The organism is Periweissella ghanensis (genome assembly GCF_918814755.1).
Lineage (GTDB): Bacteria > Bacillota > Bacilli > Lactobacillales > Lactobacillaceae > Periweissella > Periweissella ghanensis.
In genome coordinates this window covers 13,518-39,432 of sequence record NZ_CAKKNT010000017.1, presented here as the reverse complement: position 1 = coordinate 39,432, position 25,915 = coordinate 13,518, and the positions used below count along the sequence as shown (strand labels likewise).

Sequence of the window (25,915 nt, the reverse complement as noted above, 5' to 3'; positions counted from 1 at the left end):
CAAACGAATTAAAGAAAAATTGGATGGCATGAGTCCGGTTGAATTCCAGAATCATGCCATCCAATTAATCGCTTAAAACATCACTCCAATTTATGGGGGTCAGTTCATTCACGAATGAATGAGTTTTTTATTTTACTATTTTAAGCGATAAGCAACTTCAACTTTTAGCGTGTATGGATATGCCGTTTCAATAAAACTACTGCGCGTCAAAGTCTTTCCTAAACCACCATTTACAATAATTGATGCTAGGAAAACATCCGAATTTTTTAAAGCGGTTGTCACATCAGCTAAGCCAATCCGTGAAATTTCCCCTAGCCGGACCGCTTGCATTTCATTGATACCCCCATAAATTACTAAATGAGACCCTTCCATGACCAATTTAGCAAATGGGACCGGACTACCTGGGTGGTTAGCATAAATTGGTTGATCATGGTTAATGACCAATTGTTGCCGTAAATCACGATCACTCATTTTTTGATAATCTTGACTAATTAAGCCTAAGTTAAGCATCTGTTGGGCCACTGCTTGAATATTGGCAATTTCATCGCTATTACTCTTAATAGCTGTTGGTAAAACTTGCTGTTCGCGGTAAACCCCATTACTGGGGCCAAGTACTTGCGTCGAATTTTGCTTGTCATCTGCTGTTTGGGCATTACCAACCACTTTTTCAAAGTGCGGTGAAATATCAAAATGTGCTTTCTTTTCCGTAAAGTAATACATGAAATTTAAATAAATTACATACATTAAACCGATAAAAGCCGCGACAAGGCCAAATCCACGTAAATAACGATGGGCAGTGATAAAACTAATCCCGATATATAAAATATACCACACACTTCCAAAACCTAGCACGGTATACAAGCGCCCTTTAAATTTCGTATTAACGTTAAAAAAACCGACGTATTGATTTAATAAACCTAAAATTGTTAACATGTTGTGGGACCTTTCTATACATTATTTGTTAGTAGTGGTACTACTTTGTTGCGCTGGTTGATTTTGACCCCCAGCAGGATTATTATCCGCTGGTGCGCTACTTGATTGGGCTGGCATTTGTTTTGATGATTGCGCATCACTATTATCCGTTGAACTCGAAGTTGAGCTAGCATTGCTGTCATCCGTTGAACTTGATGTGACACTTGAACTAGTACTTGAATTAGCTTGTGTATCACTTTGATTGTCGTCATTTGTTGAGCTTGAAAATGCACTACTTGATGAAGTTGAGCTATCACTACTTGATTTGGCACTAGATGAATCCGCACTAGAACTTGTCTTAGAATGATTTTTATTTTCCGAGCTATCTTGGCTAGGGACCACCCGTTGAACTGGATGGCCTTGATTAGTATTCGTCACTTGGTTCACAACAACATTCGCCGCACTAAGCGCCAAAATAATTGATACTACCGCGACTGGGGTCATAAATGGTGGAGTTCGGTAATTCATTTTTTATATCTCCTTAAACATATCACACAATTTGTTACATTTTTACATAGCTTGTATAGAATAGCACCTAAAACCAATAAAACCAACTAAATATTTCCTAATTTACGGGCATTCATTAACGTATTAATTTGGGCTTTGGCAATCGATAACTCGTCATTTAAAATAACATGGACTGGTTGACCAGCTAACTCAGGCACCGCTAAATCACGTTGAAAATGACTACTTGCTAAGCGTTGTTTGATTTGAGCCGGTTGATCGCCGCGAACAGCTAAGCGTTGCGCTAAAATGGCACTATTTGAAACGGTGACATACACAATTACCGCTTGCGCACCTAATTGCTGGGCATAAGTTTTAGCCCCCTTTGTATCCAAGACAATTACGGCATCGTGTCCCGTAGACCATGCTAATGCTAACGCTTCTTTTGAAGAGCCATACTGATTACCGGCATATTCAACTTGCTCCAAGAAATGTTTTTGTGCAAAAGTCAGTGCATTTTCAAAATAATAATCAACACCATTAATTTCACCTTGGCGTGGTGCTCGTGTCGTATGCGTTAGCACCTTTTTTAAATTAAATTCATTTTGCAGATACTCTGCGATGGTCGTCTTACCAGCACCAGTTGGTCCCGTAATTACAAAAATCTTTCGTTGCATGCGTTCTTTTCCTAGTGTTTTTATCTTTTATTATAAATGATTTTAACGGCTGACACGATTTTATTTTTACGTCACGCAAAAAAATTATCGCCTTAAAAATCCTAAGCCGATAATTTTCCTTCATATTATATATAACTTTAATTTAACGGTTCCGTTAACTCATCATTACGCGAGCGAATTCCATTTACTGGTGACGGCAAATCATTCATGCGGGAATGTTTGATGCCATATAGCAAATACACGATAATTCCAATGACAAACCAAATCGCTGATGCAATTAGCGTGGTCTTTTGAAGTTGAGTAATTAAATAAATTGAGAAGCCTGCTGAAATAATTGGCAATAATGGTACTAAAGGCATTTTGTAACCATTGTTAACAATCTTTTTATTGCGTCGTAATAGGATAATTCCACCTGAAACAAACACAAAGGCTAAGAGCGTGCCGATATTAACAAGCGATGTTAATTCACCTAACGGTACGACCCCGGCAACGGCTGCAATACAAATTACCACTGTAATTAACGCATTTTTAGGTAAACCAGTTTTGTCATCAACTTTACCAAGGGCTGGTGGCAATAAACAGTCACGGCCCATCGCGTAAATTAAGCGTGAACCCGCAAAAGTCATGGCGGTTAAACTCGTAAACATCCCCACTAAGGCTCCAATAGTAATCATATAAGCCACAACTGGTTGGCCAACTAAGTTCAAGGCATAGGCAATTGGATCACTAATGTTTAAATGGGTATAGTTAACCATCCCATTAAGGACAAAGCCGACTAATGAAAATAAAATTACCACCACGGCTAACGTTCCAAAAATCCCAATCGGCATATTGCGTTTAACGTTCTTAACTTCGGCGGCTGATGATGAAATTGAATCAAACCCTAAAAATGAGTAAAAAACCAATGCGGTGCCGGCAAAAATACCTTGAACGCCAAACGCCCCATGAGCACGTGGCGGAATAAAAGGTGTATAGTTCGCACTTTTAATATAGAAAAAACCCACGACAATAAACAAAAGAATAATTCCGATTTTCATCAAGACCATAATATCTTGTACCCGGCGAGAAACTTGTTTGCCGCGTAGCATTAACCATCCAACAAGTAAAATAATCACCACCGCTGGTAAGTTAATAAACGAACCATGCCCCGGATCAAAGGCCCCATTAATGGCCGTTGGCATCGTAAAGAAGGGTTTTACAAAAAAGGAAAAATACGCCGACCAGCCCGTTGCCACCGCGGCAATTGCTAAAATATATTCTAAAACAAGCACCCAACCTAATAACCACCCAATCCCTTCACCATAGAGAATATGCCCATAAGTATACGCGGAGCCGGCAACGGGCATCGCAGATGTTAATTCAGAATATGCCATCCCGGCTAATGAACATAATGCAGCCGCCAAAAAGAAACTAATTACAATTGCGGGGCCGGTTGTTGTTGCTGAAACCGTGCCCGGAATAATAAAAATCCCGGTCCCAATCACAGCCCCGACGCCCATCAATACTAAATCTTTACCATCTAAGAATGGGGTTAATTTCTGATCACCCTGAATATAATGTTCAACACTATCTTTTTGTAATACGCGTTGCCAAAAACTCATCTGTTTCACCTCAATATCTCGTTATCTACCAATTCCGCTACTTATTAACATGCATATCCAAACTATCTATTAGATATTTTTAATTTTAAGCACCTTTAAAATTAAAATCAACTAATTTATTTTCATCATTTTATAATATTAAGGTTTTTTAAGACTATAAAAGGAGATAAAAGCCGCTATAATACGGTTTTTAACTTTTTTTATTTTTCATATATTTTTATCGTTCGTTTTTAACCATCACACAAAAAAGACCGAATATTAATAATTCGGTCTTTTTTAAGTTTCATGCAGTATCTAAACGCCTTTTGGCACTCGTTAACTAGTTTATTTATGATTCAAATGCGAATGACGCATCCCGTAAGTAAGGTAGATCAATAAGCCAATCACAAACCAAATTGCCCCAGCAATTAAGGTTGTTTTTTGTAACGTGGTCATCAAGTAAATTGACACAATTGCCGAAACAATTGGTAACACCGGCACTAATGGCATTTTGTACCCATCATTTTTAATTGTTTTGTTCTTACGTAATAAAATTACACCTAGTGATACAAAGATAAATGCTAACAATGTTCCCATGTTAACTAGTTCAGCTAACTGACCAAGTGGTACTAAACCACCTAAGATTGACACAATGATGACTACCACTACTAAGGCCTTCTTGGGTAAACCATTTTTTGCATCAATTTCACCTAAGAATGGCGGTAGTAAGCGGTCACGACCCATGGCGTACAATAAACGTGAACCGGCAAAGACCATCGCCATTAAACTAGTGAACATCCCTGCTAACGCGCCAATCGTTAATAAGTAAGCAATCCCGCGTTGGCCAACTCGTTCTAAGGCAAATGCAACAGGATCACTAACATTTAAGTGCATGTAGTGTACCATCCCAGTTAGGACAAAGCCGACTAATGAGTAAAGAATCGCTGCCACAATCAATGTCCCAATAATCCCAATTGGCATATTGCGTTTAACGTTTTTAGTTTCAGCCGCGGATGAAGAAACCGCATCAAAACCTAAGAAAGCAAAGAAAACACTAGCTGCTCCCGCAAAGATTCCTTGAACCCCAAAGGCCCCATGGGCACGTGGTGGAATAATTGGTGCGTAGTTATCCGCTTTAATGTAAAAAAAGCCCACAACAATAAATAAAACAATAATTGCAATTTTAAGTAGTACCATTAAACGTTGGACTGCACTCGAGGTTTGCTTACCTTTCGTTAACAACCAACCAACCAAAATTAAAATTAATACTGCAACAACATTCACGTATGAGCCGTGGCTTGGATCAAAAGAACCAGCAATAGCCGTTGGAATTTGGAAGAGCGGTTTAACAAAGTAACCAAAGTATGCTGACCACCCAGTGGCAATTGCCGCCACGGCTAATAAGTATTCCAAAATCAAGGCCCAACCAAGCACCCAGCCAATTACTTCACCGTATAATAAATTTCCGTAGGCGTACGCTGAACCAGCTACTGGCATGGCTGATGCAAGTTCTGCATAGGCCATCGCTGCTAACGCACAAATAATTGCTGCAATAATAAAACTAAATACAATGGCTGGTCCTGCCGTCGTTGCGGCCACGGTTCCAGGTAAGATAAAGATCCCCGTTCCAATAACCGCCCCAATTCCCATACTCAATAAATCTTTGGCCCCTAATACTTTAGTTAGGTGCTTATCTTCATTTAAGTAGTTTTCTAAACTATCTTTCTTGAACATTCGCTGTAATATACTCATACACTTTTCTCCTAGTAACACTAAATTTTCTGACAAAAAAAGGACGTCTGCAAATTAGCTAAATACTAAGCATGCAGGCGTCCAAATTAATTACAATTTGACTAGGTTTGATAGCGTTTCATCAGGCCATTCCGGATACTTAGTAATAAGTAAACCCGCATGGCAAAATGATTTTGGCATCCGGATTTACATCTCGAAATAACCAAAATAAAAGTTTGATTTAATTGTATTTGCATTCATAATCATACTTTTAAACTTCCTTCTCTATTAGATGTTTTTAATTCTACACATGTAAATCTAAGAACGCAAGCTTTTTTTAATATTTATGTTAAAACGTGCGCTAAAAGTTAAATTTTCTTATTTCAGCTTATTGCTTCCAATTTTTAATAAACTCTCATTAACTCTTAATGTATAATGAAAATAATGATTCTAAAAAAAGAGGTTTCCTTATGAAAAACAATCAATTTGCCTTATTACCAGTTGATTCAAGCCAAGTCTTAGCTGAACTTAAATTAACTAAATTCGTTGATGAGCACGTCTTAGCGGCCGCAACGATTCCCAGTGCTTTCCAATTACTATTGGAAAAAACGTTCCCCGAAGTTGAAGATCAGTCAGCACTAAACACGAAATTAGGGACTTTACTAGCAACTCCCAAATGTGATGCCTTTACTTGGATTACGACAGCTAAGTTGGTTACGGCCGATGTTTTCTATCGCATTGCCTTGCAATTATTGGAATTCTTACCTGAAGTTGATTTTGATGTTGAAAACCCGCTCAGTTCAATGGATAAAATGCAATTACCAACCGTGCGGACGAATCAATTTGATCGTGAAACCCTCTATGAAGCGTGGTATTTATTATTAAATACCCATACTAAGAACGGTAAAACATTACTCGACCGCTTAGCAACGCGGGGCTACTTCCAACCATTGATGTATGAAACAGATACCCCACGCCCCCTATTTTTCAACGGTAAAGCTCAACCCGTATTTGATACCCGCAACCTCTTACATGAAGTTGTCTACATCGAAACTGACTTTGATACCGATAATGATGGTCAACGTGATTTAGTTAAAGCTGAAATTATCCGCCCAATTGATACGGATCTCCAAGTCCCTGTCTTATTCACTGCCTCACCATACAATCAAGGTACCAATGATGAACATGGTGCAAAATTAACCCACAAGGTTGATGTGCCATTAACCCGTAAAAAGCCCGCTGAAGTTGAGTATGCATCAATTGAGCACCACGCAAACCTCGAACCAACTGTTGCGGCGCGTGAAATCAGTGCTGAAACTGAAGATGCAACTGAAACCTTTGCACGAGAACAAAGCTACACCTTGAATGATTACTTCTTAGCCCGTGGTTATGCGGTTATTTATTCTTCTGGGATTGGTTCTAAAGATTCCCAAGGTTTACAAACAACTGGGGATGAATATGAAGTTGCTAGTGCCAAAGCTGTCGTTGAGTGGGTCCACGGTGATCGGGTCGCCTTCACCAACAAAGTTGACAACATCGCGATTAAAGCTAGTTGGTCAAATGGTAAAGTTGCCATGACTGGCCGCTCATACCTTGGTACATTAGCAACTGCGGTCGCGACAACTGGCGTGGCTGGTTTGGAAACAATTGTCTCAGAAGCTGCCATTTCATCATGGTATGACTACTACCGTTCTAATGGCCTAGTTATCGCGCCTGGTGGCTATCCCGGTGAAGACGCTGATGTTTTGGCCGAAGAAACATTCTCACGCCGTAAACAACCGGGGGATTTCTACCAAGTTAAAGACCGCTACCAAGCCTACCTTGACCAAATGGGAATTGATCAAGATCGTGAAACTGGTTCATACAATGAATTTTGGGATGCCCGCAATTACTTAAAAGACGTTGCCAATATCAAGGCCGATGTCATTATGGTCCATGGACTAAATGACTGGAATGTTAAACCTGAACAAGTCAACAACCTTTGGCATGCGCTTGATGCGGCTAAAGTTAACAAAAAAATCATCCTCCACCAAGGTGAACACATTTACATCAACGCCATGCGTTCAATTGATTTCACGGATATGATGAATTTATGGTTTGCTCACAAGTTATATGGGCTCGATAACCACGCTCCTGAATTATTACCAAATGTTTTAATTCAAGATAACGTCACACCAGAAACTTGGCATGCGGAACAAGATTGGGATAACATTGCCGACAAGCATGTCTTCCACTTAAACAGCGGTCAATTAGGTGACGAACCTGGAACAGGTAAGGTTAGCTTTATGGATCAAGTTGGTGAAGCAGCCTTTAAAGGCTACACGACTGATGTTGATGCTTGGGAACACTTAATCAAAGCCCCTAAATCAGCGTTATCAACTAATCGGGCCTTATTCCAAACTGTCCCGTTGGAACGCGCCGAAATTATCGATGGCCGTGTAATTGTTAAACTCCGCGTCAAGAGTTCGGTTAACTTTGGGATGCTTAGTTGCCAACTTGTTGATTACGGTGAAGCAAAACGCTTTAACATTAAACCAACTCCCCTTGGCGTTAAACTCGATAGTGGTTTCCAATGGCGTGAAGATATGTTAAATGAATTTACGTTAGCAAGTAAAGCCACGCCTTTCAAAATGATTAGCAAAGGGCACATCAATTTACAAAACCGCACAAATGCTTGGCAAAGTGATGATTTACGAGCTGATCAATTTGTTGATATCGAATTGGCTTTACAACCAACTTACTACCACTTACCTGCTAACCACCAACTTGGTTTAGTTGTATATGCGACTGACTTTGGCATGACCGTTCGTGGTAACCAAGATATTACCTACACGATTGATGAAAGTGCAAGTCAAATTGACGTGCCATTCATGGCTTAAGTATTACACCGCGGGTCAAATAGTAACTAATATCATAAACTAAAAAACAGGCTGAAGAAAAAATCTTCAGCCTGTTTTTTTAGTTGTTAATATTTACGTGCTTATTTAAACACCCCAAAGCGCTGAATGATTTTAGTCGCCACCAACGTTACGATAACTACTTTTACAATTGCCAATGGGATAAAAACAACCATGCCAGCATATAACGCTTGGGTAACGGGGACATGCACCCATAATGCGTAGCCAATGGTTCCGATTAATAATTGCAATAATGATGCCCCTAAATTAGCTAGTGCAATTTGCCACCACCGTTGATATTTAACAATCACAGCACTCACTAACGCCACATAAATTAAAAAGCCAAATAAATACCCGGCATTCGGTCCAAATAACACCACTAGCCCGGCACTCCCTCCGGCAAAAATCGGCAAGCCAATGGCCCCCATGATTAAATACAAAGCAACGGCACTTAAACTAATTTTAGGCCGAGCAATACTTGCAAATAAGCCTAACGCTAACGTTTGTCCAGTAAAAGGGACAATCCCAAATGGAATTGAAATTTGGGCAAAAATAGCTAAAAAGACGGCAAATTCAGCCGCTAAAACTAATGTCCGGACGTTAGCTTGTTTCTTACTGGTTGGTTTATCCATGATATTCTCCATCTACTAATTTTACTTTCGTAATTTCACCACTGTTAAAAACTTGGACCCCCGTGGTAGTTGCAACTTCTAAGGCCCCTTCATTATTAATATCGATAACGCGGCCGTGAATTAATTTACCCCGTTGATCTAAAATAATTTCTTGGCCAATTACTAATGAATGTTCCCGATAGTACGTTAACAATGTCGGGGTTAATTCACCCATCAAAACTTGATACATTTCATCTAATAACCGGGCTACTAACAAATTACGATCAATGTCTTGTAAATTAAGCGAGCCCGCTTTGGCTTGCATGGCAATTGGAAAGTCCGTCGTTGATAAATTAATCCCAATGCCGACAATCACGTAACTAAGCGACCCGGTTTCAAAATCGGTTATTCCTTCTGTCATAATCCCCGCAATTTTGCGGTTTTCATAGATTAAGTCATTAACCCATTTGATTTGTAACTCCGTATGATACAAAGTTTCAAAAAATTTAGCAACCGCAACTGCTGCCCCAGTTGTCAATAACCCACTGGTGACATTTTTAGTCGCCATCGGTAATAACAAACTCATATAAATACCCGTATCTTTAGGACTATAATAGTCGCGACCATGGCGACCATAACCGGCCGTTTGTTGATTAGCAATGATCGCAAGCGGCTGTTGGGGATTTTCAGTCGCCAATTGTTTGGCCAATTTATTTGTTGAATCAATCGTTGCAAATACTTGTACCTGCAACGATTGCCGCAAATGCATCGCAATTTGTTCCGCGGATAAGTTTTTTGTGCCAAGATAACGATAGCCACGGCGGTGTTGACTTTCAATTAAGTAACCTTCGGCTTGTAACTGTTTAATTACTTTCCAAACCGCATTACGACTAACTTGATAGTGCTCTGCTAGCCGTTCACCACTGGTCGCTTCATGTGGATGTTGCATTAAATATGATAAAATTTCTGCTTTCAATTTTAGTCACCTTTTTTGTGTTATATCAGTGACTAAAATAATACTATACCCCCTAAACAATTTCAAGTCTTAAAAAATAGAACTGTAAAAGGCAGGCACTATCAAAAAATACCCGATGCAGAATTTTCTGCATCGGGTATTTTGTATATATATCAGCCTATTGAAAGCCGTGTTAAGGCTATTTTTTGTACTTATTCAAAGGTGCCTGCTTCCACATCCTTGATAAATTGGGCCAAATTAGCATAATAAACATCCGGATTATCCATCATCGCATGGTGCCCAGCATCTGGGGTAATCGTCAAACGTGCATGTGGAATTTGTTTAGCCATGCGCTCGGCAGTCGCAACGGGCATTGTTTCATGACCACCAAAGGTCACTAGGGTTGGCACCGTAATATTTTGAATTTGATCACGTAAGTCAAATTCATTTAATTTACCCGTGACCACAAATTCATTGTCACCTTGGAAGGGCCCATAGACATCAGTGGCCATCGTTGAAATTAAGTGAGTTGGTAAAACTGGTTGTTTACGATCAACATATTGTTCATTTAAAATCTGTACATAACTTTGATATTGAGCGTCATCCCAATTACCAGCCGCTTCGATGGCTTGCATATATGCGACCGCTTCAGTAGGGAGTGCTTCTTCACGGCGTTGATTAATTGACACGACGTATTCTTCAATGTTATCCGTCATTGATGAAATAATGGCGCCTTTTAAATGTTGGCCATACTTAAGGGCGTAAAGTTGTGTTAACGCCCCACCCCAACTTTGACCAATCAAATAAAAATTATCAATGCCCAATTTTTGGCGCACTTCTTCAACTTCATCAATATAGTAATCGTACGTTAAAATATTAGCGTTTTTTGGATCAGAAAAATCTGGTTGGTCAGAATACCATGAACCTAATTGGTCATACATATGCACTTGAATATCAAGGCCTTGCGCTTGCAAGCGTTGCGCCGTATCTTCCCAGTATTCATGATTGCCCCCAGGACCACCATGTAAAGCTAATAAATGAATTGTCCCCGTACCTTGTGTATTTGTCCAAAGATGGTAGCCATTATCTAAATCAATGATTGTTGTCCCTGTCTTCATAATCCCGACTCCTTATTAATATTTATCATTACTTATTAGGTAGTATAGCACTTTTTGTAAATTGTAAAAATTTATCTTTCGGCTAATCTTGGTGCACACGGTATAATAGACCTAGATCAATCTAGGAGGTCATTAATGTTAAATAAAAACATGTTCCTAATTAGCATCCTTACTGCCACCCTATTAATTTTAAGTGGTTGTACCCCAGCTAAAGAATTAGTCAAAAAAGCCCCAGCCGATGCCCAATTTAGTGATGTACCGACGCTCTTTCTCCATGGATTTGGCGGCGATGCTGATTCAATGAAACCAATGATAAAATCAATTACTGCAGCTAAACTTGGGACGGAAACCGAAATTATTCATGTTCAGGCTAATGATACGCTCGCAACCAGTGGGACTTTAACAGCTAAAAATAATAACCCCTTAATCAATGTCGTCTTTGATGATAGTACAAATGGCAATCCAGCACACAATGCCACCGTACTTCGCGCGATTATTGAAAAATTACACCATCAATATCATTTCAAACAATTTAATGTGGTCGCCCACTCAATGGGTAATAGTACGTTAGCTGAATATTTATTAGCCAATGCTAACGATCCTGATTTACCAACGTTAAATAAATATGTTGCGATTGCTAGTATCTCAAATAGTTTTATTGGCGGGAATAGTGGGAACACCAAAGCTAGCGAATCCCCACTCTTAAAGACCGGCGAACCCACCATTAAAAGTACCATGTTTACCCACTTAGAAAAGTTACACACAACTTTTCCCCAAGCTGCGCATGTCCTAAATATTTTTGGTAATCTTGACAATGGTTCTAATTCTGATGGGCGAGTTCCCATTAACTCGGCGCAATCATTAAAATACTTAACTAGCCCAGGGGCCTCTTATCAGCAACATGAATATCACGGGGCTGCGGCCCAACACTCAAAATTAAAGCGTAACCCGCAAGTTGAAAAAGCTGTTATGCGCTTCTTATTTGAATAATTATTTAATCATAAAAAACGTCGCTCTAAATGCACTCCCAAAGGCCGATATATGTAAAATAATAAATAAGTCCCCTGAAGAATTTTCTTCAAGGGACTTATTTAGTATACTTCGCGCTATCGCCTGCCTGCCGTCACACGCTTTGCATTAATCATAATTGTGGATAACTAACTGGTTATTAACATATTCTGCCAAATAAATTTTCCGGACATTATGTTGCTTTTGAATCTTTAATTGATTATGTAACCACAACTCATCATGATTAATCAAACTCAATGCATCAAAATCAACTTGGCCATCAACAATGATTGGATAAATAATATTATCCTCACCAAATTTAATGATGGTTAATTGACCATTTTGTTCTAAAATGGCCCGTTTAACTTGTTTAATTTCATAAACTCCTTGCATTCGCAGCTTAAACATTAATTCATTAGCAGACATCCCAACTTTTAAACAATTGCGAATGTTTAATTTACCCCATTCAACCAAACTAATTGGGCGACCATCAATCACAAACCGAATATAACGATTATGTTCTTTAGCAAATTTAACAATTAATACGAGCATTGTCCAAATAATTAGGACTAAGAAAAATTGTAAGACGGAAATACTATCATTGTAAATCACACCCCCAATGATTCCCCCGAGGACATAATTTTGCACTTGATCTAAGGCCGACGTTGGGGCTAAATTCCCTTTCCCCAATAAGTTAATTTGTAAAATTAAGCATAAAATACCTAACGCTAATTTAATAATAATTGGACTATATAATTGCATGCCGTTATTTCTCCTCCGTCATGATATTAATATTAGTTAATAAATGGGTGCGAATTAACACATACGATGATTGGTCGGCGGTTAGCTTAATTTGATAGTATCTTGATTTTAATTTCACAATCGCCCCATCAGTTAATTGCGTTGAATTAACATAGACATCTTTGGCACTAAGATGGCGTTCTGCAGCAATGACTTTAATGAAATTAATCATTTGCGTTGATTGCGTATCTTTATTTTTTAACTGCGTGTAATCCGTATATTGCAAACCAAACATGAAGAGTAAAAATAAAAAGATAATAATACTCAAATCACGGTATTTACGTTTTAACCGTTTAAATGCATATAAGCTAGATAAAATCACAAAACTTAAAATACCAATCCCAATTAACACCGTTTGTAAATAATTATTTACAGCGGCTTGATGTTCTAAATATGTTACATCATAAAAATTCATAATCACTCCTACGAATCATGGTCATAATTTATACAACAAACTCCATAATTGTTAGACCTGACATCTAATAACTATGGAGTTTGGTAGTTTATTTACTATCTGGTGTATCAACCATTTCTAAATGTTCACTAGAGCGGTTAACTTCTTCATAAGTCCGACTATCAGGCACTAAACCTAAACTAATTGCCAAACTAACGTCGACTTTACACATCACCTCAGCATCTAAATGGGATACGCGATCTTTAAGTCGGCTTTTATCAATTGTCCGTAACTGTTCAAGCAAAATGACTGAATCTTTCGCGATTCCTTCTTCCGTTGGCAAGAGAATATGAGTTGGTAGCTTTGATTTTGAAGCTTTCGCTGTAATAGCCGCAACAATTACCGTTGGTGAATAATAATTACCCATATTATTTTGCACAATCACAACAGGTCGTGTTCCCCCTTGCTCAGAACCAGTTACCGGTGAAAGGTCAGCATAATAAATATCGCCACGTTTGATTTCAGTCTTTGCCATCCTATTTTACCTCGCGCTTAATTCTTGTTGAAAGATTCGTTACGATTTCATAGGGAATAGTATTAGCGTACGTTGCTAATTCTACTAATGACAATTGTTGCTCCCCACTTTGCCCAACAATCGTCACTTCTGTACCAACAGGATATTTTTTAGGTAACCGAATCATCATCTGATCCATGGTTACCCGCCCAATAATTTCAGCCGGTTGGCCCTCGACTAAGACATGATAGCCTTGCATCCGGCGTAAGAAACCATCGGCATAGCCAATTGGTAAGGTTGCAACCCATTCGTTTTCCGTTGCTTGATATGTTGCACCATAACTAACTGACTTCCCCTTAGCCAATTGCTTAACGAATACTACCTCTGTAGTTAATGATAACACGGGTTGCAACATTGGGGCAGCTAAATCTGTTCCCGATGGATTAAAGCCATACATGCCAGCACCTAAGCGTAAGACGTTCGTTTTGATTGCTTGGGGATGCCAAATTGTCGCAGCTGAGTTAGCCGCATGGACATATTTTGGTAAAGGATTAACCACATTAATCGCTGCATTCCAATTAGCCACTTGCGCATCAAAATAATCCTCGGCCGGTGAATCAGCCGTTGCAAAGTGCGTAAACATCCCTTCAAAGTTAAATTCATGCGCATGATTACGTAAAAACTTAACCATTTCACTTAATTCAGCTGGCGTTTGGGCACCAATGCGACCCATACCCGTATCTACGGCGAGATGGACTTTTAATGGTGGAATTTCTTCACTATCTAAAATTGGTTGCGCAGCTTTTAACCAATCTAAATCACCGACCGTTAATGAAATCCCATTAATCGCCGCATCAACAATATATTCTACTGAAGTAATTCCAAGGACCAGAATTGGTTCTTTTTCATAGCCTAATTCCCGAACTTCGAGCGCTTCATCTAAAATCGCAACAGCAAATCCAGCTACCCCAGCTTGTTTTGCCATCTGTGTAATTTCACGGACCCCGTGTCCGTATGCATTAGCCTTCACAACTGCAAAAACATTTATATCGGCGGGAAAAGGTGCTTTTGCAACATTAATATTGTGCACCAATGCCTCGGTATCTAATGTAATTTTGGTTGGCCGATGTATCCCAATTGCCATATTTTTTATTTCACCTCTATTAATTATTACACTTGTTCTAAAATAACTTCTGTCATTACTAATTTATCGGTATGTGTAATTGACACATGTGCTCGGCCAGCAAATGGATGTTTTGTAAACACTGGTCGTCCCGTGGCGTCATTAATTAGTTCTAAATCTAAAAAACTTAATTCACGCCCAATTCCTGTCCCTAATGCTTTACTATACGCTTCTTTAGCTGACCAACGTCCCGCAACAAATTCAGCAGCATGCATTCCTTTGAATTTTGCTAGTTCAGTTTGTTCACGTGGCGTTAAAAATTTAGCTGTAAATTCTGGTTTCCGGACGGTTAAATCCCAGACCCGACCAATATCAGCTAAATCAATTCCCATTCCATAAATCATGGTTACTCCAACATTATTATATCTTTTATTTTTATTATTAGTTCATTATACCAAACATCAAAACCATAGCATAATATTACCCGAAATTTTATTGCAGATTAGTTACTAAATTTTTCTATAACTTTCTAATTAATTATTAAATAGAATTGTTGTTTACACTTAATATATTTAAAGATAAATAAAAAGAACCCGCTAGATATAATCTAACGAGTTCTACTTATTTAATACCGTTTAACTGCAACGATTACAGATTAATCGTTGTTGTTTTCGTGAATTGTGAATGGACGACGGCCGTGTGAGCCATTACCGTTACCACGGAAGCCCCCACGTTTTTCGCCATCGCGACTACCACGGTAGCCGCCTTCACGACGTTCGCCACCACGGCCACCTTCGCGACGGTCTCCACCACCACGACGTTCGCCATCACGACCACCTTCACGACGGCCACGGTAGCCACCTTCACGGCGATCGCCACCGCGACGGTCTCCACCACCACGACGGTTACCACCACGGTATCCACCGCCGCCATTACCCTTCTTACGAGGTAATGGACGTTCTGGTGTGATCTTAACTGGTACGGCTTCTGAATCAGGACGAGCTGCAGCAGTTAATAAAGCAGCTGCCAATGTTTCAGAATCGTATTGGTTAACCAAGTTAGCGATTTGTTCTTCAATACCTTCAGTCTTTGTACGACCGATGATGTTTTCAACTTCACCAAGAGCAGTTGCGATACGCCCCGCCAAAGCTTCTTCCTTAGTAGGTGGCTTCAATGGTAACATCCGCTTCTTAGTTAACTTTTCAATATCACGTAAGTAATCAATTTCACTTGGTGATACGAAAGTCAATGAAGTTCCGTGAGCACCGGCACGACCAGTACGGCCAATCCGGTGAACATAGCTTTCTGGATCTTGAGGAATATCGTAGTTGTAAACGTGAGTAACGTCCTTGATATCCAAACCACGAGCTGCCACATCAGTTGCAACAAGGATGTCAAGTTCGCCACCCTTGAATTGACGAAGAACCTTCATCCGCATTTGTTGTGATAAGTCACCGTGGATCCCAGCGGCACGGTAACCGCGCGCTTCAAGACCCTTAGCCAATTCGTCAACACGACGCTTAGTACGACCAAAGATGATTGTTAAGTTAGGGTTTTGAACGTCGAATAAACGAGTCATAACATCAAACTTTTCAAATTCTTTTGTCTTAACGTAGTATTGATCAACTAAGTCAGTAGTTAATTCTTTTGCTTCAATTTTAATGTGCTTAGGATCTTGCATGAATTGCACACCGATGCGTTTGATAGCAGGTGGCATAGTAGCTGAGAACAACATTGTTTGACGTTCTGCAGGTACGGCTTTCAAGATTGATTCAATATCATCTAAGAATCCCATGTCAAGCATTTCATCGGCTTCATCAAGAACCAAGTTCTTAATTGAGTCAAGCTTAACTGTCTTACGGTTCAAGTGGTCAAGTAAACGACCAGGTGTACCAACTAAGATGTTGGGGTGGTTTTTCAAACCATTGATTTGTTTACGGATGTCAGAACCACCGTAAACTACTTGTACTTTAACCCGCTTATCGCGACCAAGTTGGTACAATTCTTCTTGTGTTTGGATAGCCAATTCACGTGTTGGTGAAATGATTAAGGCTTGCAAACCACCTTGTGGATCAATGTTTTCTAAGATTGGTAAACCAAAGGCAGCTGTTTTACCAGTACCAGTTTGGGCTTGTCCAATCACATCGATTCCTTGTAAAGTCAACGGAATTGTTTGTTCTTGGATTGGGGTTGCTTCAACATAGCCATGTTTTTCGATGGCTGTCAACAGGTCTTGTGTAAGACCAAGTTCTGAAAATTTCAAAATATTTCCTCCATATACATGAAGCTTGCATTACTAACTGGCTACGAAAAATCCGTTCCGCTTAAAGCGCACAGCAGCTGAGCTTGCTTCAACTTACAACATATAACTTATCTAGTATACTTTCGTTTACAACAGATAGCAAGAAATTAAACTAAATTATTAGTAATAATTAAAATTATTTCCTACGCTCATTCTACAATTTTCTCCAAGCGGAATGCGAATATTTTAAATCAAAATAAAAATATATCTAATATTTATAATCAGATAACTTTTATAACTAAAACGTGCGACACCCCCTCAAAATACTGCACCTACCACCACATAGCATTAGATGCATAACCCGCATCATACGCTATGTGTCAGTAGTGCTCGCATTTTCCCGAGGGAGTGTCGCACTCTGCACTCTTATTCTTTTATCCCAAAGTTATCATGCACTTCCTGTGGATGGCTATGTGCAATCCGTGCGGCTGCTGCCGCCGCAATTGCGCCAACTAAATCATCCGCAAAAGTGTTAACCCGGCCACCCTTATGTTGATTCAAGCGGCCAATTAATTTGGGCTTAACTTTATCCAAATAACCATAGTTCGTAATCCCAATTGAACCATAAACCGAGGTAATCCCCATCGCAATTTGTTCATCAATCCCATACAAACCTTCATCATTTTCAACGATTGTTTGGAGAGGTTCTGGTAATAATTTTTCATTAGCTAATGAATCTAAGGCTAACCCCGTCAAAATAGCATTTTGAACTTCGCGTTTTGCCAAAACATGTTCGACGGCATCAGTTGCCAACGCCGGCGTTAATTGTAAAATATAATCTTTTTGCAAGTCATACACAATTTCGCCAATCTCACTGGGTGTGATATCGTGAATTGCCAGTTGTTGGATTACGTGATCATGTAAATCTAAATATGGTTTCGTTTCTGTTTTATTCATTCCTACTTCCTTTCATTACTCCCCCATTGTACTGCGCGTTTATCAATTTTTATGCAATAATCAGTAAAGATTTACGCAACTTATTTAATTGGTAAAGTCACTCTAAAAGTTGTCCCTTGTGGCTTAAAATCTTCAACACTAATCTTACCATGATGAATATCGACAATCCATTGAGCGATTGTTAAGCCAAGACCGGTCCCCCCAGTTGCCCGTGAACCCGATTTATCTTCCCGATAGAAGCGATCAAAGACATGCTTTTTACCAGCATCTGAAATTCCCCGACCAGTATCATTAACGGCGATTACGAGTTGTTTATTTTTTATCATCGTATCCAAACTAATCGCTTGGCCTGGCTCCGTGTATTTTAACGCGTTATCTAATAAGATTACCAATAATTGGTGCATCCGTTGCCGATCAATTAAAACCGTGCCCGTTGCCGCTAGATTAGTACTAAATTGCTTGCCATCCAATTCCGCAATTTCACTATATGGTTCAATTACTTGATTAATAAATGCCGCTAATTCAACCGGTTCACGATTAATAACGGCCATATTAGAATGGGCTTTAGCTAACGTTAACATATCCGCCGATAACGAGTTCAACCGGCGAATCTCTGATAAGGCCATAATTACCCCATCATATTGGTCCTTAATTTGTGCATTCGGCTTAGTTAGTAATAATTCCAATTTATTTTGGATAATCGTTAACGGGGTTTTTAATTCATGGGCGGCACTATTAACAAAGTCTTGTTGCTGTTGCCAAGCTTTTAATACCGGTCGCATATAACGTTGCGATAATTGCCAACTAGCAAAAATGGTTAACGTCGTAAATACTAAGAAGGCCACAAACATCACTCGCGCAAAACTCGCCACACTTTGGCGTTCAGTAGTTATATTTTCCATCAACAACGCATAAGTCGCCGTCTGCACACCATCCGTTACCGGACTAGGTAATTTAACTAAAACTGAGCGAAAATACACCGACCCATTGAGTCGAATATTGTGAATTTCATTGACTCCATCTTTATCCATGCGAATTTTGGCTAACGGGGTACTCCGATCACCCAATTCATTGAAGTTCACAATATTGCCTTGATCATTAAATAGTAACGACAACGTTTTAAAATTTGCCGGATTTGGGAGCGTATTTTCGGTCCGCAAATTATAAGCGGCACTCCGCAAATCATTATCTGCTGAGCGATATAAAATTTGCCGAAAAGTTAATAAAACAATCATTCCCAAGACCGCAAAAATCATCGAGAAAATTACCGCTTCACTAATAAACATTCGTAATCGTTGTTTGTTATTAACTAATTCACTCATCGCTTTCCTCAAGAATAAATCCAATATTGCGTAACGTCTTAATCAAGTGTTCTTCACCCACTGATTCTAACTTACGGCGCAAATTATTAATGTAAATATTAACTACATTCATCGTTGTGTCCGAATCAATCCCCCAAATACGGTCAAAGATTTGTTCACGGGTGACAATAATATTTTTATTTTGAATGAGGTAGGCTAAAATATCGAATTCTTTCCCTACTAACTTCAAAACTTCACCACCCACAACCACACTGCGATTTTCAAGGTTCATTTCTACACGACCGGTCCGTAATTGGTGATCTTCAGAATAGACCCCTGCTCGCCGCAATAATGCTTGCACACGGACAATTAATTCTTCACGGTGGAAAGGCTTAGTTAAATAATCATCAGCGCCAATATTAAAACCGATAATTTTATCATCTAGACTATCCTTGGCCGTTAAAATTAACACTGGGGTTGATACTTCCTGGGCACGAATATGCTTAATGACGTCCAACCCATTTTGTAACGGCAACATCAGGTCACAAATAATTAAATCATATGGGGCTTCCAAGGCTTGATATTCACCTTCTTCACCATCAAAGGCTTGGTCAATATCGGCAAAATCACCTAACATGGCTTTAATATCATTTGATAAGTCGTGCTCATCTTCAATTAATAAAATTTTGATTGCTTGTTTCATTGGTATCTCCCAACTATCTTTTCACTAAATATATTTTAACGTATCTTTACTCAAAAAACTGAATCTATATGTATTGTTTTTAGAGTACGGTGGTTAAATTAAAGGAATATAAAAAAACATGCATATATGCATGTTTTTTTATCGCCTATTTAGCCCGTTTAATAACCGTTTCTAAAAATTCAAAGAAGGCATCGTGATCGACATCATAGACAAAATTAACTGGCCGACCAGTTGGCGTTACAAATGTGCGACCACGACTTTGACCAGTTGTAATCACATCACAATTAACCACTTTGGTCTTCGTTAAGGTTGGGTTTAACATATGGGCCGTTGTGAGTACATCCCATAAAAAGTAAGTTGAATTCGTTTCAAAGTGGGTTAACGTTGGCACAATGGCGTACCCTTGACCAATAAAATCAAGACCGACAAATTGGCGTTGCTTAGCCCACCGTAACCGATCAGCATTGGTTAAGGGCACTTGGTGCGTACTTTCTAACGCAACCATGTCAATTTCAATTTGCGTATCCCAAACACGTTTAACTGCTTGCGGATCCCAAAAGGCGTTCCATTCCGCCGTATTATCTTGTTCCGGTTCAGCAATATTACCACCACCAAACGTCCCCCCCATCCAATATAGTCGGGCAATTTTAGCTTCGATAGCCGGATTTACATCTAAAGCTGCCGCTAAATCACTCAACGGCCCGGTAAATAATAGCGTCACTGGTTCTGTGGCTGCAAGTAACTTATCAACCAAATCTAAGTGAGCGGGCTTCGACGCTACTTGCACATCCCCCGTACCAAACTCATTTAAGATTGGTAACGCATCGACTGTAAATGAATCCATTCGCCACTCTTTTGGAAATGGATCATTAGTTTTCGCCGTCGATGCCGCAACGGTAAGTTGTTTATTAGTACCAAACCGGTTAATAATTTTTTGACTGGCTGCGACCCCAGGTTCCAAATAAGAATCTGCTGGGACATCCCCCACGCCAATTAATTCGATTTCAGGTGATTCAAGCAACATTAATAATGACACTAAATCATCAACCCCAGCATCATGATTAAAATAAACGGATTTTACCATTTTAAAAGCCCTCTTTTTTTATTATTAACTCAATTATAACGTAAAAAGATAATTATAGACACCTAATCATTTATTATAGTTCGCATTTAAATAATGTCTTTCCGCGAAATCAATCACATCTTCTTTTTTTATTACACTCGGATTTTCAATCCAGGCACTAATAATTGCAACGACTGTTCGATAAATCAACTCCGCCTCAGCTGGACTATCCAAATTTATATCACGAAAATTAGCTACACCAATATATTTAATTCTTTCAAATAATAATTGCTGAAAAATATATTTAAAATCATCAACCTGGGCAACGATATGTTGAAATAACTTAAAATTATCTTCGATAACTTCAAATACTCGCTGCATTTCAGCCATTGGCGTAATTGGTTTGTTATTAAGAACTAATAACTTATTCGTGACCAATTCACCAATCAAATCATTATACGCTGGAAAATGGCGATAAAAGGTACTACGATTTATCCCCACGACTGTCGTAATCTTTTCGACACTGACCGTATTTTTTTGATTAGCTGCTAATAATTCCTCTGCAACTTGTAATATTTTCTGATGAGTTTGTTCAAATTTTTTCATGTGTTTATTATACCAAAATGCGACACATGTTGCATTTTGTTGCTTACATCGCTTGCGATTTCTCTTTAAAATAAATTTTATTATTTTTAGTTTAGGAGAGAATACTGTGATTCAAAAAATATTTAAGCAATTTAGCACCAAAGTCATTCGTTATCCCAAGATAATCATTGCCCTTGTGGCCGTCATTACGTGCATCTTGGCGCTCGGATTACCTAAAATTCAACTTAAGATGGGAAATGATGTGTTTGTTAATTCCCATTCTGCAGTCTATCAAAATACACAAAAAGCACAGGCCGCTTTTGGTGGGGATAACGCCTACCTCTTATTTACAGCCAAGCATGGTTCCGTAATTAATCATGAGACCTTTGCTGCCATTGCTGCCTTTGAAAAACAATTACATGCCGTGCCTCATATTGTGCATACCACAAGCGTTATCTCCCTTTTAAATCAACAATTAAAATCAACGGGGGCGGCTAAATTGGCCAATTCTGAGACATTATCTCCTGCCAAGCAACAAGCTTTACAGACTGATATCATGGCTAATCTTAGTAAACAAGCCCAAGCAAAAGTCCAACAAAGTTTATTAGCTAGTCTCACTACACCACAAAAAGCGCAGCTCCAAGCTTATACGCTAAATTTGTTAACCCCCACTCAACAAATGGCATTAGCTCGGCAAGGCAGTACAGCTAATCCGGCAATGCTTTTAACTGTGCCACAACAAGTGCAAATTAGCCAATACACATACCAACTTTTAACAAAACCACAACAAGCAAAGTTTGCACAAGTTATGATGCAGTATCTACCTAATGTTGCCAACATGTCAACCCCCCTCCTACAAGACTTAATTATTGAAAACGGACATGTAAACGCGAAGCTTGCCACCTTACTACCAAAAAATGGTCAGCACTTATTGGTCCTAGCGACCCTTGATAAAGCTGACATGGATAGTGATGTTGAGCTAATTAAAGCTTTAAACCAAACGATTAAGCACCACCCCATCAAAAACGTTACTATTCGAGTTGCTGGTCAACCAGCCATTTTAGGTAATATTTCTGGTGAAGTTACGACGACGATGGCAATTATGCTTAGTTTAGCCGTCATTATGATGGTCATTATTTTGGCACTAGTTTTCCACGTTCGCCGCCGATTATTATCCTTACTATTTGTCTTAATTGGCCTTATTTGGTCATTTGGGATTATGGGATGGTTTAATATTTCCCTCACATTAGCCACGATGGCAACCTTACCGATTTTAATTGGTTTGGGGACTGACTTTGGTGTCCAATTCCAAAATCGATATGAAGAAGAATATCGTAACCAACCAATTGTCACAACCGTAATTCAAAAGGCCGCTAGCACGATGGGTCCAGGGGTCGGTAGCGCCTTAATCGTGATGATATGTACTTTTCTAACGATGTATTTATCAAAAGCACCGCTCATGCAGTAATTTGGCTTAACTTTAGCCATTGGGGTGTTGGCGGTTTATATTGTTGAATTTTGTTTAATGTTTGCAACATTACGCTTACTTGATCATAAAAACATCCCCGTCAAAGCCACCCACCAAAATAACTTTATTAGTAAACTCCTTGGCATTTACGTCCGATTCGTTACTAAACATGCCTTTATTGTCGTGTTAATTGGGGTGATTGTCGGCATTGCAGGCTTCTCAGTCGAACATAAAGTGCCGATTGAAACTAATTTAATGAACATGATTCCTAAAAAGATGCCTGCCCTTGAAAATACTAAATATCTTCAAAAGCAAATTGGGTCAACCAACTATATTACTTATCTAGTTCAAGCCCCTAATGTTACGAACAAACAAACGTTGTTAGCCACTGATACAATAACTAAGAAAATTGTTAAAAAACATACTGCTATTGTTGATGTAACATCGATTACGAGCACCTATGCGCAGATGTTTGGTCGGATTACGAATGCTTCGCAGTCTGAAATCAAACAAAATATTGCTAGCTTGCCACCGGTTTTACAACAACAATTAATTAGTAAAAACCATCGTTATGCAATGATTCAATTTAAAGTTGGTACGCATTTATCATCAGCGGACCAAAATAAATTAATGAAGCTTATCAATCACGACTTAAACACAGCTACTGCGCACCAAACATACAAGATTGTTCCAGCCGGTACACCGGATTTAATGTTAGTTGGATTAGATAATATTGCGTCAAACCGTAACTTGATAATGTTTGCTGGTATTATGGTGATTATTATTTTATTAACCTTAATCTACCGCCGTCTCAGTCATGCATTATTACCCGCCTTCCCTATTATCGTTGTTTTGGGTGTTTCACCACTGACTTTATACTTATTAGATCAGTCATATAACCCACTGACACTTGGTTTAAGTGCGTTGGTGCTTGGGATTGGAACTGAATTTACGATTTTAATTATTGAACGCTATCGTGAAGAACTAATGCACGGGCAACCTGTTCGTGAAGCTGTTATTCAAGCCGTCCAATCGGTTGGTCAAGCAATAACTGTTTCTGGTTTGACCGTTATTGGTGGTTTCTTCGCTATTATCTTTGTTAGTTTCCCGGTATTGAGCTCTTTTGGCTTAATTACCGTCTTAGATACAACATTCTCCCTTTTAGCTGCTTTAACTTTGTTACCAGCGATTATTGTGTTGACACAAGGTAAGGTTGATCACCGATTACAAAAAAAGTAGTACCACGTAAATAAATTACTATCTCCTCGCTATTGTTATGGTAGCGGGGATTTTTTATGAGGGACAAAATTTAATCTAAGTAAATAAATTCATTTTCCATATAAGAATGGTATACTTTGGGCACATAAACCTTCAAAGGAGTCTACCTATGTTATTAAAAAATGCTCAAATTGAGACCTTAGCCGAATTAAAAGATATTCGGATTGAAAATGGTACTTTTACTGCGATTACCGCAAATTTAACCCCACAGCCTGATGAAACCGTCATTGACCTAGCAGGTAATCTTGTCATCCCACCATTTGTTGATCCGCATGTCCATCTTGATTCAACGATGACCGCCGGTGATCCTGAATGGAACGAAAGTGGGACCCTGTTTGATGGCATTCGCATTTGGTCAGAACGTAAAAAAACGTTGACACATGCAGATGTTAAGCAACGCGCCTTAGCGGCTTTACGGCTCCAAGCGAGTCATGGTCTCCAATTTGTCCGGTCCCACGTTGATGTCACTGATCCTGATTTAACGGCACTAAAAGCTTTGATTGAAGTGCGTGAAGAAGTTAAAGACTGGATGACTTTGCAATTGGTTGCTTTTCCCCAAGAAGGTATTTTATCTTTTCCGCATGGTAAGGAATTAATGATTCAAGCTGCTGAACTGGGCGTTGATGCCATTGGTGCGATTCCACACTTTGAATTCACCCGCGAATATAGCGTTGAATCATTGCACTTTGCTTTTGAAGTGGCCCAAAAATATAATTTATTAATTGATGCCCACACTGATGAAATTGATGATCCCGCCTCGCGTGGGCTTGAAACCATGGCGACCTTAGCATTGGAATCCGGCTTAAAAGAAAAAGTAACCGCTTCGCATACCACGGCGATGGGTTCATATAATGATGCCTATGTTTATAAGTTAATGCGCTTACTTAAAATGTCCGGGATTAACTTTGTTGCCAACCCTTTAATTAATATGTATCTTGGTGGCCGCTTTGACACGTATCCTAAGCGCCGGGGCTTGACGCGGGTGAAAGAACTTGATGCTAATGGAATTAACGTCGCCTTTGGGGAAGATGATATCAAAGATCCTTGGTACCCAATGGGGAATGGTAATATGTTGGATTCACTCCACATGGGTTTGCATGCCGCCCAAATTATGGGCTACAATGAAATTCTTAATTCATATCGCTTCATTACTTATAATGGGGCCAAAGTCATGCATGTTAGTGACCAATATGGGATTGAAGTTGGCAAACCGGCGAACTTACTAGTTTTTAATGCATCTGATTTTTATACCGCCTTAAATGAACGCGCCGCCATGTTGTATTCAATTCATCATGGCCGGATTTTAGTGAGCACCAAACCAGCCGAAAAAGAAATCCATTTTTAATTAACCCCACCTAGCAGGTAATTATCACTGCGCACCCTAGATAGGCTGAAGTAAAAATCTTCGGCCTATTTAGCATTGTCCAATGTACCCAACGTTTACATGTTTACTTATGCTTGAATTGTAGACAAAAAAACACCAACCTCGATTG

At 39.2% G+C, this 25,915-nt stretch carries 24 protein-coding genes; 5 read left to right on the top strand and 19 right to left on the bottom strand.

Annotated elements, in window-relative coordinates; all coding sequences use genetic code 11:
- Positions 1–135 precede the first annotated feature (135 nt).
- The 5 genes from LQZ76_RS06615 to LQZ76_RS06595 all read right to left on the bottom strand — a co-directional run bounded on the left by LQZ76_RS06615 (position 136) and on the right by LQZ76_RS06595 (position 5,425).
- The gene (locus LQZ76_RS06615) at positions 136–933 is read right to left on the bottom strand and encodes a DUF6681 family protein (RefSeq protein ID WP_230098961.1); all 798 of its coding nucleotides are present in this window, start codon (positions 931–933) and stop codon (positions 136–138) included.
- A gap of 21 nt (positions 934–954) precedes the next feature.
- Complete coding sequence (locus tag LQZ76_RS06610) at positions 955–1,440, bottom strand: hypothetical protein (protein WP_230098960.1); 486 nt, start codon at positions 1,438–1,440, stop codon at positions 955–957.
- Positions 1,441–1,526: 86 nt separating this feature from the next.
- Positions 1,527–2,093, bottom strand: a complete 567-nt coding sequence (locus LQZ76_RS06605; RefSeq protein ID WP_230098959.1) for a guanylate kinase — start codon at positions 2,091–2,093, stop codon at positions 1,527–1,529.
- A gap of 137 nt (positions 2,094–2,230) precedes the next feature.
- Positions 2,231–3,694 carry an amino acid permease gene (locus LQZ76_RS06600; protein ID WP_230098958.1) on the bottom strand — a complete coding sequence of 488 codons (1,464 nt, stop codon included), beginning with the start codon at positions 3,692–3,694 and terminating at the stop codon, positions 2,231–2,233.
- A 324-nt stretch (positions 3,695–4,018) separates the two neighbouring features.
- Entirely contained in the window at positions 4,019–5,425 is a 1,407-nt protein-coding gene (locus LQZ76_RS06595) for an APC family permease (RefSeq protein WP_230098957.1), read from the bottom strand.
- 449 nt (positions 5,426–5,874) lie between these two features.
- Here LQZ76_RS06595 and LQZ76_RS06590 point away from each other — a divergent pair, with 449 nt between their 5' ends.
- The gene (locus tag LQZ76_RS06590; RefSeq protein ID WP_230098956.1) at positions 5,875–8,283 is read left to right on the top strand and encodes a Xaa-Pro dipeptidyl-peptidase; all 2,409 of its coding nucleotides are present in this window, start codon (positions 5,875–5,877) and stop codon (positions 8,281–8,283) included.
- Positions 8,284–8,384: 101 nt separating this feature from the next.
- Here LQZ76_RS06590 and LQZ76_RS06585 read toward each other — a convergent pair whose 3' ends face one another.
- The 3 genes from LQZ76_RS06585 to LQZ76_RS06575 all read right to left on the bottom strand — a co-directional run bounded on the left by LQZ76_RS06585 (position 8,385) and on the right by LQZ76_RS06575 (position 10,985).
- On the bottom strand, positions 8,385–8,933 hold the full coding sequence (locus LQZ76_RS06585; protein ID WP_230098955.1) for a biotin transporter BioY: 549 nt from the start codon (positions 8,931–8,933) through the stop codon (positions 8,385–8,387).
- Positions 8,926–9,888: a biotin--[acetyl-CoA-carboxylase] ligase gene (locus LQZ76_RS06580; RefSeq protein WP_230098954.1), complete on the bottom strand. Its 963-nt coding sequence runs from the start codon at positions 9,886–9,888 to the stop codon at positions 8,926–8,928. The genes LQZ76_RS06585 and LQZ76_RS06580 overlap by 8 nt, the downstream gene beginning before the upstream one ends.
- A gap of 191 nt (positions 9,889–10,079) precedes the next feature.
- Positions 10,080–10,985 carry a proline iminopeptidase-family hydrolase gene (locus LQZ76_RS06575; RefSeq protein WP_230098953.1) on the bottom strand — a complete coding sequence of 302 codons (906 nt, stop codon included), beginning with the start codon at positions 10,983–10,985 and terminating at the stop codon, positions 10,080–10,082.
- A 135-nt stretch (positions 10,986–11,120) separates the two neighbouring features.
- Here LQZ76_RS06575 and LQZ76_RS06570 point away from each other — a divergent pair, with 135 nt between their 5' ends.
- Positions 11,121–11,975 carry an alpha/beta hydrolase gene (locus LQZ76_RS06570; RefSeq protein WP_230098952.1) on the top strand — a complete coding sequence of 285 codons (855 nt, stop codon included), beginning with the start codon at positions 11,121–11,123 and terminating at the stop codon, positions 11,973–11,975.
- Positions 11,976–12,122: 147 nt separating this feature from the next.
- On the opposite strand, the gene LQZ76_RS06565 is transcribed toward LQZ76_RS06570, so the two are convergent.
- The 11 genes from LQZ76_RS06565 to LQZ76_RS06515 form a co-directional block, all read right to left on the bottom strand.
- The gene (locus LQZ76_RS06565; RefSeq protein ID WP_230098951.1) at positions 12,123–12,755 is read right to left on the bottom strand and encodes a DUF421 domain-containing protein; all 633 of its coding nucleotides are present in this window, start codon (positions 12,753–12,755) and stop codon (positions 12,123–12,125) included.
- A gap of 4 nt (positions 12,756–12,759) precedes the next feature.
- On the bottom strand, positions 12,760–13,209 hold the full coding sequence (locus LQZ76_RS06560; protein WP_230098950.1) for a DUF3290 domain-containing protein: 450 nt from the start codon (positions 13,207–13,209) through the stop codon (positions 12,760–12,762).
- An 88-nt stretch (positions 13,210–13,297) separates the two neighbouring features.
- Positions 13,298–13,723 (bottom strand): type II toxin-antitoxin system PemK/MazF family toxin, encoded by a 426-nt coding sequence (locus LQZ76_RS06555; RefSeq protein WP_230098949.1) that lies wholly within the window; start codon positions 13,721–13,723, stop codon positions 13,298–13,300.
- A 1-nt stretch (position 13,724) separates the two neighbouring features.
- The gene (gene alr / locus LQZ76_RS06550) at positions 13,725–14,846 is read right to left on the bottom strand and encodes an alanine racemase (RefSeq protein WP_230098948.1); all 1,122 of its coding nucleotides are present in this window, start codon (positions 14,844–14,846) and stop codon (positions 13,725–13,727) included.
- Between the two features lie 26 nt (positions 14,847–14,872).
- On the bottom strand, positions 14,873–15,229 hold the full coding sequence (gene acpS / locus LQZ76_RS06545) for a holo-ACP synthase (RefSeq protein ID WP_230098947.1): 357 nt from the start codon (positions 15,227–15,229) through the stop codon (positions 14,873–14,875).
- A 251-nt stretch (positions 15,230–15,480) separates the two neighbouring features.
- Positions 15,481–17,088 carry a degradosome RNA helicase CshA gene (gene cshA / locus LQZ76_RS06540; RefSeq protein WP_284706065.1) on the bottom strand — a complete coding sequence of 536 codons (1,608 nt, stop codon included), beginning with the start codon at positions 17,086–17,088 and terminating at the stop codon, positions 15,481–15,483.
- 405 nt (positions 17,089–17,493) lie between these two features.
- On the bottom strand, positions 17,494–18,024 hold the full coding sequence (locus LQZ76_RS06535) for a phosphatidylglycerophosphatase A family protein (protein ID WP_230098946.1): 531 nt from the start codon (positions 18,022–18,024) through the stop codon (positions 17,494–17,496).
- A gap of 80 nt (positions 18,025–18,104) precedes the next feature.
- A complete protein-coding gene (locus LQZ76_RS06530; protein ID WP_230098945.1) occupies positions 18,105–19,346 on the bottom strand; it encodes a sensor histidine kinase in 1,242 nt (413 codons plus the stop codon).
- Positions 19,339–20,028, bottom strand: coding sequence for a response regulator transcription factor (locus LQZ76_RS06525; RefSeq protein ID WP_230098944.1), 690 nt, complete (start codon positions 20,026–20,028; stop codon positions 19,339–19,341). Before LQZ76_RS06525 ends, LQZ76_RS06530 begins: the two co-directional genes overlap by 8 nt.
- Positions 20,029–20,173: 145 nt before the next feature.
- A complete protein-coding gene (locus LQZ76_RS06520) occupies positions 20,174–21,112 on the bottom strand; it encodes a nucleoside hydrolase (RefSeq protein ID WP_230098943.1) in 939 nt (312 codons plus the stop codon).
- 66 nt (positions 21,113–21,178) lie between these two features.
- A complete protein-coding gene (locus tag LQZ76_RS06515) occupies positions 21,179–21,697 on the bottom strand; it encodes a TetR/AcrR family transcriptional regulator (protein WP_230098942.1) in 519 nt (172 codons plus the stop codon).
- A gap of 106 nt (positions 21,698–21,803) precedes the next feature.
- Here LQZ76_RS06515 and LQZ76_RS06510 point away from each other — a divergent pair, with 106 nt between their 5' ends.
- From LQZ76_RS06510 to codA, 3 genes are all read left to right on the top strand, one after another.
- Complete coding sequence (locus tag LQZ76_RS06510) at positions 21,804–23,144, top strand: MMPL family transporter (RefSeq protein WP_230098941.1); 1,341 nt, start codon at positions 21,804–21,806, stop codon at positions 23,142–23,144.
- A gap of 57 nt (positions 23,145–23,201) precedes the next feature.
- Entirely contained in the window at positions 23,202–24,383 is a 1,182-nt protein-coding gene (locus LQZ76_RS06505) for an MMPL family transporter (protein ID WP_230098940.1), read from the top strand.
- A gap of 148 nt (positions 24,384–24,531) precedes the next feature.
- Positions 24,532–25,767, top strand: a complete 1,236-nt coding sequence (gene codA, locus LQZ76_RS06500; protein WP_230098939.1) for a cytosine deaminase — start codon at positions 24,532–24,534, stop codon at positions 25,765–25,767.
- Positions 25,768–25,915: the final 148 nt, after the last annotated feature.

What these genes read in the sequence shown, in the direction of transcription:
- LQZ76_RS06615 (WP_230098961.1), bottom strand. Translation starts at nt 933, where the DNA reads ATGTTAACAATTTTAGGTTTATTAAATCAATACGTCGGTTTTTTTAAC.
- LQZ76_RS06610 (WP_230098960.1), bottom strand. Translation starts at nt 1,440, where the DNA reads ATGAATTACCGAACTCCACCATTTATGACCCCAGTCGCGGTAGTATCA.
- LQZ76_RS06605 (WP_230098959.1), bottom strand. Translation starts at nt 2,093, where the DNA reads ATGCAACGAAAGATTTTTGTAATTACGGGACCAACTGGTGCTGGTAAG.
- LQZ76_RS06600 (WP_230098958.1), bottom strand. Translation starts at nt 3,694, where the DNA reads ATGAGTTTTTGGCAACGCGTATTACAAAAAGATAGTGTTGAACATTAT.
- LQZ76_RS06595 (WP_230098957.1), bottom strand. Translation starts at nt 5,425, where the DNA reads ATGAGTATATTACAGCGAATGTTCAAGAAAGATAGTTTAGAAAACTAC.
- LQZ76_RS06590 (WP_230098956.1), top strand. Translation starts at nt 5,875, where the DNA reads ATGAAAAACAATCAATTTGCCTTATTACCAGTTGATTCAAGCCAAGTC.
- LQZ76_RS06585 (WP_230098955.1), bottom strand. Translation starts at nt 8,933, where the DNA reads ATGGATAAACCAACCAGTAAGAAACAAGCTAACGTCCGGACATTAGTT.
- LQZ76_RS06575 (WP_230098953.1), bottom strand. Translation starts at nt 10,985, where the DNA reads ATGAAGACAGGGACAACAATCATTGATTTAGATAATGGCTACCATCTT.
- LQZ76_RS06570 (WP_230098952.1), top strand. Translation starts at nt 11,121, where the DNA reads ATGTTAAATAAAAACATGTTCCTAATTAGCATCCTTACTGCCACCCTA.
- LQZ76_RS06565 (WP_230098951.1), bottom strand. Translation starts at nt 12,755, where the DNA reads ATGCAATTATATAGTCCAATTATTATTAAATTAGCGTTAGGTATTTTA.
- LQZ76_RS06560 (WP_230098950.1), bottom strand. Translation starts at nt 13,209, where the DNA reads ATGAATTTTTATGATGTAACATATTTAGAACATCAAGCCGCTGTAAAT.
- LQZ76_RS06555 (WP_230098949.1), bottom strand. Translation starts at nt 13,723, where the DNA reads ATGGCAAAGACTGAAATCAAACGTGGCGATATTTATTATGCTGACCTT.
- alr (WP_230098948.1), bottom strand. Translation starts at nt 14,846, where the DNA reads ATGGCAATTGGGATACATCGGCCAACCAAAATTACATTAGATACCGAG.
- acpS (WP_230098947.1), bottom strand. Translation starts at nt 15,229, where the DNA reads ATGATTTATGGAATGGGAATTGATTTAGCTGATATTGGTCGGGTCTGG.
- LQZ76_RS06535 (WP_230098946.1), bottom strand. Translation starts at nt 18,024, where the DNA reads ATGAATAAAACAGAAACGAAACCATATTTAGATTTACATGATCACGTA.
- LQZ76_RS06530 (WP_230098945.1), bottom strand. Translation starts at nt 19,346, where the DNA reads ATGAGTGAATTAGTTAATAACAAACAACGATTACGAATGTTTATTAGT.
- LQZ76_RS06525 (WP_230098944.1), bottom strand. Translation starts at nt 20,028, where the DNA reads ATGAAACAAGCAATCAAAATTTTATTAATTGAAGATGAGCACGACTTA.
- LQZ76_RS06520 (WP_230098943.1), bottom strand. Translation starts at nt 21,112, where the DNA reads ATGGTAAAATCCGTTTATTTTAATCATGATGCTGGGGTTGATGATTTA.
- LQZ76_RS06515 (WP_230098942.1), bottom strand. Translation starts at nt 21,697, where the DNA reads ATGAAAAAATTTGAACAAACTCATCAGAAAATATTACAAGTTGCAGAG.
- LQZ76_RS06505 (WP_230098940.1), top strand. Translation starts at nt 23,202, where the DNA reads ATGTTTGCAACATTACGCTTACTTGATCATAAAAACATCCCCGTCAAA.
- codA (WP_230098939.1), top strand. Translation starts at nt 24,532, where the DNA reads ATGTTATTAAAAAATGCTCAAATTGAGACCTTAGCCGAATTAAAAGAT.